Source organism: Mesorhizobium sp. P2_D1 (assembly GCF_056404455.1).
Window position 1 is genome coordinate 15,596 of record NZ_JBFUDZ010000029.1, and the last position, 12,927, is coordinate 28,522.

Genomic DNA, 12,927 nt, shown 5'->3' on the forward strand with positions numbered 1-12,927 from the left:
GGAACTCTCTCCAGGAACGCGACTGACCCCACTGGAGAGCAAAATGATGCATTAACCTTGATGGGACGTTAACAGGTTCGATCGGGTTTTCTCAGTCGGCTCAAGGTCGTGGTTCCGAAGTCGGGCGATTTTGCGGCCGGCCAACGAAGTCAGGCCGGCCGCAGGAAGATCGGCCGAGCGATCAGCGCGCAGATGGCGGCCGAAAGCCAGACGCCCGTCCATGATCCGACAACCAGAAGCCCGGGGATGGCGATCGGCACCAGGAAGAAGGCGACGAAGACAAAGCTGTTGGCCAGACCGAGCGCCGTCCCGGCATTGCTGGCGCCGGCAAGCGTGGCGATCTCGGTATAGGCAACGCCGTGCCACGCTGAAACACAGATGCCGGCGACGATCAGGATGGCAACGATCGTTGTCGCGAGCATAGGCTGCCAGCCGGGTACGGTGGTCACGACAAACACAAGCAACGTGAGGGTGGCGAAGGCCGCCGCGCTCAGCATGCTGAAAAAGCGGAGGAACGAGCGGCGGTTGCCGCGTCGATCGGTGAAGCGGCCGCTCCAGACGCGCATGACCATGGCGCCGACCTGCACGGCTGCCAGGCTGGCGCTGATCACTGCCGTTCCCATGCGGCCGAAATCATGCAGGAAGACGGAGGCGAAGGTGAGCACCGCCACTTGCGGGACGCAGAGCAGGCCGATGGCCATTGCGATGCGCCAGACGTCCGGATTGCGCAGCGGCGCCGGTCCGGCCGACACGATGGCGTCGCTGGCGGACGTTGCGTCTTCGCCGATTGGTGGCTGATGCAACCAGCGCCATGCGAAAAGCGCCGTGACGGCGGAGAATGCGGCCAGCAGGCCGTAGACCGCTGCAAAGCCATGCGCCGAGGCAAGCGACGGCAGGACAAGGGCGCCGAGCCCGCCGCCGAGCGGCACCGCGGTCTGCCTGATGCTCATGGCGAAGCCGCGCTCGCCTTCACGGAACCAGGCCATGATGGCGCGGCCGCTTGAGCCATTGACGCTGCCGCCAAGCAGGCCAGTGACAAGCAACACGGCGGCCAAAAGCACAACCCCGGGAAGGCGTGCCGGCGACGGCACGACCAGCAATGCCATGAGAAGCAGCCATGCCGCGGTGGCACCGAGTCCGGTCAGCAGCACGCGGCGATCGCCCCAGCGATCGGTGAGCAATCCCCACGGCAGTTCGCTCAGCGCCACACCCAGGCCGAGAAGACCGAGAACCAGCCCGAGCTGACCATTGCCGAGCTGGTAGCCAGAGCGCAAGAAGACCGCCGTCGCCGGGATGCCGGAGAAGGTCGCGGAAAAGCTGGCATTGGCGGCAACACCGATGCCCAGCACCTTCCAGCGATGGTTGGAGCGGACGGTCGCGGCACCAGCGGCGGCTGCGCCAGCTTGTTGCCGAGGCCTGCCCTGGCTGCATTGCAAATCCGTAGCGACGAGCGACATGACTGAATTCCCTTGATGGTCCGACTGCATCCGGACCTTGACGCCTCGTCTTTACCGCCATAGCTTCATGCTGAATATCGGGAAGTTTTTTACTTACTATCCTGAAAATCGGGACTATTGCCATGCGACGCGTGACATTCGACCTCGACGTTCTCCGCAGTTTCGTCACCGGCATGGAGCTGGGCAGCTTCGCCAAGGCTGCCGACCGGCTTGGCCGGTCGACGTCGGCGGTAAGCGCCCAATTGAAGAAACTGGAGGAGCAGGCGGCGACGCCGATCTTCCGCAAGTCGGGACGTGGCCTCGCCTTGACCGAGGCCGGCGAGACCATGCTCGGCTATGCGCGGCGGCTGATTGAGCTCAACGACGAGGCGGCATCCGCCATCCATGACGTCGAGCTGGAAGGCTGGGTACGGCTTGGGCTGCAGGAGGATTTCGGCGAGGCGGTGCTGCCTGACGTGCTCGGGCGCTTCGCCCGCGCCCATCCCAAGGTCAAGATCGAAGCCAGGATCGCGCGCAGCTACGAACTTGCCGAGCGCGTCACTTCAGGCAATCTCGACATCGCGCTCGCCTGGCACAGCGGCGAGACCCTGCCCTACAGCGAGCACGTCGCCGACGTGCAGATGCGCTGGATCGGCCCGGCAAAGCGCATCGCGACCAGCCTGCGCAACGGCGAGCCGCTGCCGCTGGTGGCGCTTGAAGCACCCTGCCTTTTGCGCACGGTAGCGACCGAAACGCTCGACCGCGCCGGTCTGTCGTGGCGGATGGCCTTTTCCAGCCCAAGCCTTGGCGGCATCTGGGCAGCTGTCGCGGCGGGACTGGGGCTGACCATCCGCACCGACATCGGGCTGCCGGCCAGCGTCAGCGCGATGACACCGGAGATCGCCGGGCTGCCGACACTGCCCAAAATGGCGTTGTTCCTGCATCGCAGGGACGCCGAACCCGAGCCGGTGGTCGCGCGCCTCGCCGAGATATTGTTGCAGGCGGCACGGCAGGCGCTGCCCGACAATACGCGAACCAACGAAAACGGTTTGCGCGACGTGGCTTGATCATGGCGCCAGGACGGGCAGCGATGCTCAGCTGCGTTTCTTGGCCCTGCCGGCGAACGGGTTGTCCGAGGTGCGCAGCGCAATGCGGATCGGCACGCCGGGCATGTCGAAGGCTTCACGCAGGCTGTTGGAGAGATAGCGGACATAGGATTGCGGCATCGCCTCCGGCCGGGAGCACTGGACGACGAAACCCGGCGGCCGCGTCTTGGCCTGGGTGACGTATTTGACCTTCAGCCGACGACCGGCGACGGCCGGCGGCGGGTGATGCGCCAGGATGCTTTCCAGCCAGCGGTTGAGCTTGCCTGTCGAGACGCGGCTGTTCCACACCTTGTGGGTCTTCAGCACCGCATCCATCAGCTTGTCGAGGCCGCGCCCGGTTTCGGCCGAGACGGGCACCGCCTGGATGCCGCGCACCTGCGGCAGCAGCCGCTCGGTCTTCTCGCGCAACTCCGCCAGAAGCTCCTGGGGATGGTCGATCAGGTCCCATTTGTTGAAGGCGATCACCGGCGCCCGCCCCTCGCGGATGATCAGGTCGGCGATCTGCAGATCCTGCTTCTCGAAAGGAATGGTGGCGTCGAGCACGATGATGACGATCTCGGCGAAGCGGATGGCGCGCAAGCCGTCCTGCACCGACATGACTTCCAGCTTTTCGTGGATCCTCGCCTTGCGGCGCATGCCGGCCGTGTCGAACAGTTTCAGGCGGCGGCCATGCCAGTCCCAGTCGACGGAGATGGAATCACGGGTGATGCCGGCTTCCGGCCCGGTCAACAACCGCTCCTCGCCGATCAGCGCGTTGATCAGTGTCGATTTGCCGGCATTCGGGCGGCCGACCACGGCGATGCGCATCGGCTTGGTGTCGTCGTATGAAGGCACATCTTCCGCATCCGGGTCGACGATGTCCTCGCCGATCAGCACCTCGCCGGCGACGACCTCTTCGCCTTCGCCGTCTTCTTCTTCACCAAAGGCGCGCGCCTCGCCAAGCGCTCCGATCACCGCGTCGCGCAGGTCGGGCATGCCCTGGCCGTGTTCGGCCGACACCGGGATCGGCTCACCGAGGCCGAGCTCCCAGGCCTCCAGCATACCGCCCTGGGCGCCTTTCGCCTCGGCCTTGTTGGCGACCAGCACGACCGGCTTGCCGGACTTGCGCACGATCTCGGCGAAAGTCTTGTCATCGGGCATCAGGCCGGACTTGGCATCTACCGTGAAGAAGATCAGGTCGGCCTCGCGGATGGCGATCTCGGTCTGCGCCCGCATGCGGCCGGGCAAGGTCGAGGCGGCGGCATCCTCGAAGCCGGCCGTGTCGATGACGTCGAAATGCAGGTCGTAAAGCTTGGCGGCATGCACGCGGCGATCACGGGTGACGCCCGGCGTGTCGTCGACAAGCGCCAGCTTCCTTCCCACCAGCCGATTGAAAAGAGTCGATTTGCCGACGTTAGGTCTGCCGATGATGGCGACTTTGAAGGTCACGACGCACTGCCCGACCCGCGGATCAGCTCGGACATCAAGGTTGCCCGCTCACGAGTGTTGCGCGGGGCGCCGTCATCGGCGGCAATCTGGTCGAACAGCTTCAGCGCATCCTGGGTCTTGCCTTCCTTCCAGGCGGAAAGACCGAGCGCCTCGCGCGCCGTGTGGCGCAGCGTGTTGGTGTCTGACGTAAGCGCCTCGACCCGGCTGGAGACATCGGCGAAGGAGCCATGGTCGACAAGCAGGAGCGCTGCCCTGAGCCGGGCCATGTCGCGAATGCCTGAAGGAATGGCCGTGTCGGCGGCGACATCGTCGAAGTCCTTGACGGCAGCGTCGACGTCGCCCTTGCTGGCCTTGACGGTCGCGGCGCGCATGCGGGCAAGCAGCGGATAAGCGCCGTAGCCATCCTTCTCCAACTGGTCGAGAGCGGTCAGCGCTTCGTCGTTCTTGCCGTCATTGGCAAGCTTCAGCGCCTGCGAGAACGCATCGCCGGAGCGGTTGGCGCGCGTCTCGTCCCAATAGCGATAGCCGACGAAGGCGGCGGTGCCGAGCACCACGAGGATCGCGAGGACAAGCAAGGCGGGACCGAAACGGTCCCATAGCTTCTGCGCCTGTTCGCGACGCATCTCGTCGTTGACTTCACGGATAAAACTGTCGTCGGACATCAATCAAACCATTCCTGCCCTCTCGGGCCGTTGTCAGCCCGCGTTTTAGCGAAATTTTGTCGGCATGGAAGGGGTTCGGCGGGAAAATCGCCTATTCCCACGGCGGGCCGCCCAAAAGGCCAATCGCACCCGCGCCACATTTGCGCGATAGCCGGCTTCCAGACATCCTCCGAGGTCAAGATCAGATTGCCGATGTATCGTCCGTTCCGCGCTGTTGCGTTTTCCCTCGCTTCGCTCGCCACCGCCGGTGTGGCTTTGGCCGATCCGCCGGCGCCACCGACGCCGGCAAAGCCCAGGCAGGTCGTCATCATCTCGTTCGACAGCGCCCGCGACATTTCGCAGTGGAAGCGCAGTCGCGCGCTGGCGCAGCGCACCGGGGCGCATTTCACTTACTTTCTATCCTGCGTGTTCCTGCTGTCGCCGGAAACGCGCAAGGAATACACGGCGCCCGGCAAGACATCAGGCAAATCCAACATCGGCTTTGCCGCCTCCAAGCAGGAAGTGGGCGAACGGCTCGAGCAGGTCGGACTTGCCGCGCGTGAGGGCCACGATATCGCCAGCCATGGCTGCGGCCATTTCGACGGCAAGGACTGGAGCAAGGCCGACTGGCTGAAGGAGTTCGGCTCGTTCGAGCACATTCTCGAGAACGCCTACGCGATCAACGGCATCGCGCCCGAACCCAACGGCTGGCGCGATTTCGCAAGGCATGCGGTGGTCGGTTTCCGCGCGCCGTATTTGTCGACAGGCAAGGCGCTCTACGAGGCGCTGCCGGCGGCCGGTTATCAATTCGACGCCAGCGGCGTCTCGCAGGGCCCTGCCCGGCCGACGGCCAGCCACGGCATCATGCACTTTTCACTGCCGCAGATTCCGGAAGGACCGAAATCGAGGCCAGTGATCGCCATGGATTACAATCTCTATGTCAGACATTCCGGCGGCTTCGAGCGGCCGAGCAAGGCGGACGAGTTCGCCAACCGAACCTACGATGCCTTTCGCGCCGCCTTCGATGCGCAATATCAGGGCAAGCGCATTCCGCTGGAACTCGGCTTCCACTTCGCCCTGATGAATGACGGCGCCTACTGGAACGCGCTGGAGCGCTTCGCCGGCGAGGTCTGCGTCAAGGCCGATGTCGAATGCATCAGTTTTCGCGACTATGTTTCGCGGCAGAAAGCCGGCGAGACACAGGCATCGGTTGGCGGCTGAGCCGCCAACCCGGTTCCAAACCTCAGCTCTTTAAGCCGGGTCCTCGGCGCCTTGGCGTTCCAGATAGCGCTGATCGATCGGCGGCRGCGGCTCGCCTTGCAGCGTCGCTTCAAAGGCGCGCAGGCGTTTGTGGACCGATTGCAGCTCGACGATGGTCGACCAGGAGGTGAGCAGAAACTGCAGCGAACTCGTCACTTTGCCGAATGCGTTCGAGATCTGGTTCAGTGCGCCGAAGGTTATCTTGTGCGCCACCAGTGACGGCCCAAGGATCAGCAGCGAGAAGATGTTGTCGGCCTGCAGATACGTATACCGGACCACGTTGAAATATATGTAGTGGAAATAGAGCCTGAAATAGTTGTGACGAACGTTCGCGAACAGCTCGGCGGTGGTAGCTGGCTGGGCCCTCTCCGCATGATCCTCGCCATAGACAAGTTCCTTGCGATAGGCGGCCTCAACACGCTGGTTGCGAAACTGCAGTCCCGGAAGTTTCAGCCCGGCAATCATCACCGAGATCGTCCCGAACAGACACCAGGCCAGGGCTGCGACAACCAATGGCTGCGGGATCGCGCCGACAATCGGCAACTCGCTGATGTGAGCCTGCAACTGGATCATGACCGGCAGGAATGCGATCAATGTCATGATCGACTGGACGAAGCTCGAGCCGAGATCCTCCATGATCTGCGAGAACCGCATCGTGTCTTCCTGGATACGCTGCGAGGCGCCCTCGATATGGCGTAGCCTGCCCCAGTTCTCGACGAAATAATTGTTCATCGCGGTGCGCCAGCGGAAGATCCAGTGGCTGACGATAAAGGCGTTGACCACCTGCACATTCATGCCGACGAGCGCTAGCCACGAAAAATCGGCCAGCCCGATGTAAAACTCACCGTTGGTCGACTTTCCAGTCCCCGACATCAGCCCCTGCACATAGTCGAAGAAGGGACCGTACCAGGCGTTGACCGCGACGCTGACCTGCACATTGAAATAGATGAAGAACAGGATGACCGCCGTCATCAGGATCGACCAGCGCTGCCAAGGATGCGGCGAATACCAGTTCCAGAACGCGTAGAAGACGAGCACGCAAAACGCGAAGTAGAGATAAAACCAGAGAAACGGCGGCGACAAAAGGATGGCGATGCCGATGATGGGGGGCGCGCCAGCTGCGGCCGGCGGCAATCCGAAAACGGCGCCCAACTGCTCGCCGCCGAAAAACCAGAACAGGATCGCCGCAAGGCTCCAGATGGCTGCCGAAGAGAAAAAGAGCTTCGGCTGCGGGAAGAAGGATACGAACACTGTGGGGGATTCCTCGGTCGATGCGCAAATCAGCGGGGTTTAGCGGGCATAAAGTCACATATTAGGTTGAAAGCAAATGCCTACCCGATGCCCGGCATCGAGCAACCCCACAATCATGGCGATTTTGGCGCAGCCGACCATGTGATGGCGCCGGAGACGACCAGCATCACTGCGGCGGCAATCGAGGCGAGGAAGAAATCGCCTGACATCTGCGCCAGCAACCCGGCGGCGATCGGGCCGATGATCTGGCCAAGGCCGAAGGACGCCGTCATCAAGGCAAAGATACGCCGCGGCGCTTTTGGTGCCTGGTGCCGCGCGGCCTGCAGGCCAAGCGCCGTGATGGCAATGAAGGTGCCGCCGAGCAGCAGGCCGCCAAGCAGCGGCCCTGTGCTGCCGCCGATGGCCACGCTGGCGGTGACGCCCGCAACTTCGATGAAGCATGCCAGCGCATAGGCTGCGTAAAGCCCGATCCGGGCGGCGATCTTCTGCCAGAGCCAGGTGGAGGGAAAACCGGCAAGGCCGGCGACCATCCACACCATCGCCTCGAAGACGCGGCTGCCGCCGCCTTGCCGGACGATGGCGACCAGGAACGTCGCCGTCACCACATAGCCAAAACCGAACAGGCCGTAGGCGACGATGATCTTCATCAGCGACCAGTTCTTCGGCAGCGCCGGCTCGCGCGCGGCGTCGCCATTGGCGAGTGGGCCTTCGTTCACCAACAGCGCGACGACGACGAAACCGCAAGCCGAAATTGCCGCCGACCAGAGCCAGCCAGCCGCCCAGCCGGCATGTTCGGCGACCAGCGCCGCCATCATCGCCGCGGACACCGCGATGCCGAGACCAACGCCGCCAAAATGCCACGCCTGCAGGTCGCCGCGGCCGGCAGCGTTAATATGGCTGAAGACGATGCTGGCCATGAACACCATGACGAAGGCGCTGGTCAGGCCGGCCAGAAAGCGGATGACGAGAAAGGCGACCATCGTGTCGGACAGGCCCATCAACGCAGCGAGGGCCGTGCTGGCGCCGAGACCCACCAGCATCAGCATGCGTTCACGTCCCTGCGCCCAACCGCCCGCAGCCGCCAGCGCGCCGACGAGGTAGCCAAGATAGTTGGCGGAGGCGATCCACCCGGCATCGGCCGGCGACAGATGGAGCTCCTCCATCATGCCAGGCAGGATCGGCGTGTAGACAAAGCGCCCGATGCCCATGGCAACGGCCATGGCGATCATACCCGCGATGGCGAAACGCAGTGCTGTCGAGGTGGGTGTCATTGCAGTGCACAATAAGTGCGCGAGCCGGTGAAACAATCCACCTTTGGTTGGGCCAGCGCGGTCGCAATGCGCGGCGCTCGCCTCGACTTTTGCCTAAGCCGGAAAGCGAGGCGTCCGTTCAGAGACTGCTTCGAAATTCGCTCTGTCGAGTCATATGGTGGTGGTTTCGAGAACCTTAGAGCAGCGGACATTTGGTCCGTGAGCAACGGAAGCGCAGAAAACGCCATCAGATGGCCGCCAGAGTAGAATTTCCAAACAGGCTCTCAGCAGCGTCCACCAAAACCGGCATGCCATGCAGCAGTCTCGTGCACCGTCCGCCGCGCCGTCAGCCTGAACGGCACATCACCCAATTCGCGCTCCGACATGGTGTTGAGCACAGGATGCGAAAGCGGATCGGTCAGCCATCTCTGCGTCACGCTCTCCCGGCTTGGCTCTTGCGGAGCATGGGTCGAGAAAAAGATCTTCAGCGATGACAACATGCTCAGCATTTTGGCTCCACGGGTCTGGCTCCCTCCGTAAAGTGTGCCGTTCCGATGTGTCTTTCAATTGAGATTTCAGCCGGATCGGTTTAGAAAAACTCAAATGGCCATGCTCAATCGCGTCCATCTCAACGGCCTTCGCGCCGTCGAAACCGTCGCCCGTCTCGGCTCGCTCGCGGCGGCCGCCGGAGAACTCAACGTTTCCGTCAGCGCCGTCAGCCAGCAGATCAGCCGCACCGAGAAGCAGCTCGGCCAGGCGCTGTTCGAGCGAACGGCGAGCGGTCTCGTGCTGACCGAGTTCGGCGCTGCCTTCTCGGCCCGCCTCGGTGTGGGGTTTCGCGAGCTTGCCCACGCCGTGGCGCTGGCCGACGAGGCGACGCAATGCACATTGGTGGTTTCGGTGGCGCCGGCCTTTGCCTCGAAGTGGCTGCTGCCGCGGCTGTCGCGTCACTTTGCGCGGCATCCCAACGTGCTGTTGCGCATCGATGCTTCGGTGCGGCTGGCCGATCTCGACCACTCCGACATCGATATTGCCATCCGGCTCGGCGACGGCAAATGGCCGGGCGGGAGGGCGGAACTGCTTTTGGCCCAGGAAGTCTTTCCGGTCTGCGCCCCGGTGATCGCCAGGAAGCTGAAATCGATCGAGGACCTTGCCCAGACCTGCGCCATCACCGACGAGCGGGCCATGATCAATTGGGAAAGCTGGTTCGAGGCAGCCGGTGTTCCACCCGTCACCTTCCTGAAGGGCGCGCGCTTCACCGATCCGATGCTGTGCCTGGAATCGGCGATCGCCGGCCATGGCGTGATGCTCGGCTGGCAATTGCTCACCGCCGATGCGCTGGCCGACGGCCGGCTCGTGGCGCCGTTCGGAATCCGCGCCCAGAGCGGCCTCGGCTATTGGCTGGTGACCTCCTCGGCCAAAGCCGAAAACCGCAAGGTCCGGGATTTCAAGATCTGGATCAAGGAAGAGATCGAGGCGACGATGGCACAGTTCGGGTCGCCGAATGCGGCCACCGCGCCCACCGGTGGGATCGCGGTGGAAAGCACCGTGGCGCCGTTCTATGTAAAGTGAGACATCAAACTACGGCAGGCAGGATCATGACCACACATTCGCGCGGCGTTGCCGCATCGATAGACCCGGTGAAGCTCGACAGGCTGGCGGAAGTCGCAATCAAGGTCGGGCTGCAGTTGCAGCCCGGACAGGATCTGGTGCTGACGTCGTCGATCGCGGCGCTGCCGCTGACCAGGCGGATCGTCGAGCATGCCTACAAGGCCGGCGCCGGGCTGGTGACGCCGATCTTCAACGACGACGAGATGACGCTGGCGCGCTATCGCTTCGGCGCCGATGCCAGTTTCGACCGCGCCGCCGGTTGGCTTTATGAAGGCATGGCGAAGGCCTTCGCCAACAATGCCGCGCGGCTTGCCGTGCGCGGCGAGGATCCGTCGCTGTTGTCGGCGCAGGATCCGGCGAAAGTGGCGCGCGCCAACAAGGCGAATTCGATGGCCTATCAGCCGGCACTGGAGAAGATCACCGGCTTCGATATCAATTGGAACATCGTGGCCTATCCGGATCTCGCCTGGGCCAGGCAGGTCTTCCCAGATGATGCCGACGACGTTGCCGTGGCGAAGCTCGCCGACGCCATCTTCGCGGCGTCGCGGGTGGACGTCGAGGACCCGATCGGCAACTGGAAGGCGCACAATGCAGCACTTCGTGGCCGCACCGAATGGCTCAACGGCCACAATTTCCATGCGCTGCATTTCACCGGGCCGGGCACCGACCTGACCGTCGGGTTGGCGGACGGCCACGAATGGATGGGCGGCGCCTCGACCGCCAAGAACGGCATCACCTGCAACCCGAACATCCCGACCGAGGAAGTCTTCACCACGCCGCATGCCAGGCGCGTTGAGGGCCATGTCTCCTCGACCAAGCCGCTGTCCTACCAAGGCACGCTGATCGACGAGATCTCGGTGCGTTTCGAGGAGGGCCGGATCGTCGAGGCGAAGGCTTCGAAGGGCGAGGACGTGCTGAAGAAGGTGCTCGACACCGACGAGGGCGCGCGCCGTCTCGGCGAGGTGGCGCTGGTGCCGCATTCCTCGCCGATCGCGGCCAGCGGCCTGTTGTTCTTCAACACGCTGTTCGACGAGAACGCCGCCTGCCACATCGCACTCGGCCAATGCTATTCGAAGTGTTTCGTCGACGGCGCCTCGCTCAGCCAGGACGAAATCGCCGCACGCGGCGGCAACAAGAGTTTCATCCACATCGACTGGATGATCGGCTCGGACAAGATCGACATAGATGGCGTCCACAAGGATGGCGCCCGTGTGCCGGTGATGCGCAAGGGCGAATGGGCCTGACAGGCCCCTGAGGAGGGTCCGATGGCCTTCGACCTGGCGGTCAAGCGGATCTACGAGCCGCCGGCGCCCGACGATGGGCAACGGGTTCTGGTCGACCGGATCTGGCCACGCGGCGTCAGCAAGCAAGAAGCCGTGCTGGCGCTATGGCTGAGGGAGATCGCACCGAGCGACGGCTTGCGCGGATGGTTCGGCCATGCGCCGGGGCGCTGGGCGGAGTTTCAGAAGCGATATCGGGCTGAGTTGGACGGGAATGCAGAGGCGGTCGGGCAGTTGCGTGCGCTGCTCGACAAGGGAAAAGTCACGCTGCTCTATGGTGCGCATGACGAGGCGCACAACAATGCGGTGGCGCTGGCGGCGTATCTCAGAAAGTCGGATTGAAGGGCGCCTATTCCCTGCAACGGTGGCGATTGGTCGATCTCCCCACTTGCGGGGGAGATGCCCGGCAGGGCAGAGGGGGGTGCTGTCCCTCCGGTCTGTCAACTAATTGCAATTGCGGCCACGTGCTTCGACAGGCCCCTTTGGAATAAGTCGGCCGACGGTTGGCGATCCTTCCCACCCCCCTCTGGCCTGCCGGCCATCTCCCCCGCAAGGGGGGAGATCGGCAGCTTCGCCGTCCTACTGCTCCTACTTAAAACTGGCCACCGCCTGCTGATAAACATCCGGCTTGAAGCCGACCAGAATCCTGTCGCCCAGGTCCAGCACCGGCCGCTTGATCATGGTCGGCTTGGCCAGCATGAGCGCCTTGGCCTTCTTCTCGTCGAGGTTCTGCTTGTCCGTGTCGGCCAATTCACGGAAGGTCGTGCTTGCCTTGTTGAGCAGGATTTCCCAGCCGACCTTGCCGACCCAGCCATCCAGCCGCTTCGCCTCCAGCCCTTCCACCCTGTAGTCGTGAAAACGATAGGGCACATCATGACCTTCCAGCCAGACGCGTGCCTTCCTGATCGTGTCGCAGGTGGTGATGCCGTACATCGTGATGGTCAAGCGCACTTCCCCAAACTGACAGTCGAATCCGCTCCCAGCCTAGAACCGCCCTTCCCGCTTTGCCAGCACCCCTGGTTGGCATCCTTCGAATTTTGGCTGTTGCCAACACTAAGGAATTTTCCTAAGTAATGGCCAAAACCGGAAAGGAATGACCATGGCCAGGATCGTTGTATCGGAACTCATCTCCATTGATGGCGTGATGGAAGCGCCGGGAGGCGAGCCGGGCTACCGGCACACCAACTGGGTCGGCAAACGGCACGAGGCCGGACAGATCGAGTACAAATTCCAAGAGGTCCTGGACCACGAAGCGCTGCTGATCGGCCAGGTGACCTATGAAAGCTTCGCCGACGCCTGGCCGACCTACAAAGGCGCCTTTGCCGACCGGATGAACAGCATGCCGAAATATGTGGTGTCGACGACGGTGAAGACCCCGGCCTGGAACAACACGACAGTCCTTCAAGGCGAGCCGATGGCCGCCATCCGTAAACTCAAGCAGGATCTGAAAGGCGATATCGTCGTTGGCGGCAGCCGCACGCTGGTCAATGCGCTCAAGCAGCACGACCTTGTCGACGAATACCGGTTGATGGTGTTCCCGGTCATACTCGGCAGCGGCGCGCAGCTTTTCGACAGGACCGAGGACGCGACGGACCTCAGGCTGGTCGAGACACGCTCTTTCGCCAACGGCGCCGTGGTGCTCACCTATCGTGTCGAGCGGTGAT

13 protein-coding genes are annotated in these 12,927 nt (G+C 63.3%); 6 read left to right on the forward strand and 7 right to left on the reverse strand.

Translation table 11 applies throughout. The annotated features are described in order from the left end of the window. Window positions 1-149: 149 nt before the first annotated feature. A complete protein-coding gene (locus AC1D0I_RS20435) occupies window positions 150-1,457 on the reverse strand; it encodes an MFS transporter (RefSeq protein WP_477397294.1) in 1,308 nt (435 codons plus the stop codon). Window positions 1,458-1,579: 122 nt separating this feature from the next. On the opposite strand from AC1D0I_RS20435, the gene AC1D0I_RS20440 reads away from it, so the two are divergent. Continuing rightward, a complete protein-coding gene (locus AC1D0I_RS20440; RefSeq protein ID WP_477397296.1) occupies window positions 1,580-2,503 on the forward strand; it encodes a LysR substrate-binding domain-containing protein in 924 nt (307 codons plus the stop codon). Window positions 2,504-2,530: 27 nt separating this feature from the next. Here AC1D0I_RS20440 and der read toward each other — a convergent pair whose 3' ends face one another. Together der and AC1D0I_RS20450 are read right to left on the reverse strand one after the other, a co-directional pair. Next, window positions 2,531-3,970 carry a ribosome biogenesis GTPase Der gene (der, locus tag AC1D0I_RS20445; RefSeq protein ID WP_095091882.1) on the reverse strand — a complete coding sequence of 480 codons (1,440 nt, stop codon included), beginning with the start codon at window positions 3,968-3,970 and terminating at the stop codon, window positions 2,531-2,533. Beyond that, window positions 3,967-4,632 (reverse strand): tetratricopeptide repeat protein, encoded by a 666-nt coding sequence (locus AC1D0I_RS20450; RefSeq protein ID WP_095091881.1) that lies wholly within the window; start codon window positions 4,630-4,632, stop codon window positions 3,967-3,969. Before AC1D0I_RS20450 ends, der begins: the two co-directional genes overlap by 4 nt. 192 nt (window positions 4,633-4,824) lie before the next feature. Here AC1D0I_RS20450 and AC1D0I_RS20455 point away from each other — a divergent pair, with 192 nt between their 5' ends. Further along, window positions 4,825-5,832 (forward strand): polysaccharide deacetylase family protein, encoded by a 1,008-nt coding sequence (locus tag AC1D0I_RS20455; protein WP_477397298.1) that lies wholly within the window; start codon window positions 4,825-4,827, stop codon window positions 5,830-5,832. A gap of 30 nt (window positions 5,833-5,862) precedes the next feature. On the opposite strand, the gene sbmA is transcribed toward AC1D0I_RS20455, so the two are convergent. The 3 genes from sbmA to AC1D0I_RS20470 form a co-directional block, all read right to left on the reverse strand. Then, entirely contained in the window at window positions 5,863-7,122 is a 1,260-nt protein-coding gene (gene sbmA, locus AC1D0I_RS20460; RefSeq protein WP_477397300.1) for a peptide antibiotic transporter SbmA, read from the reverse strand. Window positions 7,123-7,235: 113 nt separating this feature from the next. Then, window positions 7,236-8,393, reverse strand: coding sequence for a YbfB/YjiJ family MFS transporter (locus AC1D0I_RS20465; protein ID WP_477397301.1), 1,158 nt, complete (start codon window positions 8,391-8,393; stop codon window positions 7,236-7,238). Between the two features lie 263 nt (window positions 8,394-8,656). Continuing rightward, the gene (locus tag AC1D0I_RS20470) at window positions 8,657-8,881 is read right to left on the reverse strand and encodes a hypothetical protein (protein ID WP_477397303.1); all 225 of its coding nucleotides are present in this window, start codon (window positions 8,879-8,881) and stop codon (window positions 8,657-8,659) included. Window positions 8,882-8,975: 94 nt separating this feature from the next. Between AC1D0I_RS20470 and AC1D0I_RS20475 the strand changes: the two genes are divergently transcribed. From AC1D0I_RS20475 to AC1D0I_RS20485, 3 genes are read left to right on the forward strand one after another with little or no spacing between them, the layout of a single operon-like run. Next, window positions 8,976-9,944 carry a LysR substrate-binding domain-containing protein gene (locus AC1D0I_RS20475; protein ID WP_477397305.1) on the forward strand — a complete coding sequence of 323 codons (969 nt, stop codon included), beginning with the start codon at window positions 8,976-8,978 and terminating at the stop codon, window positions 9,942-9,944. A 26-nt stretch (window positions 9,945-9,970) separates the two neighbouring features. Further along, window positions 9,971-11,227: an aminopeptidase gene (locus tag AC1D0I_RS20480; RefSeq protein ID WP_477225985.1), complete on the forward strand. Its 1,257-nt coding sequence runs from the start codon at window positions 9,971-9,973 to the stop codon at window positions 11,225-11,227. 21 nt (window positions 11,228-11,248) lie between these two features. Continuing rightward, a complete protein-coding gene (locus AC1D0I_RS20485) occupies window positions 11,249-11,605 on the forward strand; it encodes a DUF488 domain-containing protein (RefSeq protein ID WP_477397307.1) in 357 nt (118 codons plus the stop codon). Window positions 11,606-11,851: 246 nt separating this feature from the next. On the opposite strand, the gene AC1D0I_RS20490 is transcribed toward AC1D0I_RS20485, so the two are convergent. Beyond that, a complete protein-coding gene (locus AC1D0I_RS20490) occupies window positions 11,852-12,208 on the reverse strand; it encodes an ArsC family reductase (protein WP_477397309.1) in 357 nt (118 codons plus the stop codon). Between the two features lie 154 nt (window positions 12,209-12,362). On the opposite strand from AC1D0I_RS20490, the gene AC1D0I_RS20495 reads away from it, so the two are divergent. Beyond that, entirely contained in the window at window positions 12,363-12,926 is a 564-nt protein-coding gene (locus AC1D0I_RS20495) for a dihydrofolate reductase family protein (protein ID WP_477397311.1), read from the forward strand. The last annotated feature ends 1 nt before the right edge of the window (window position 12,927 follow it).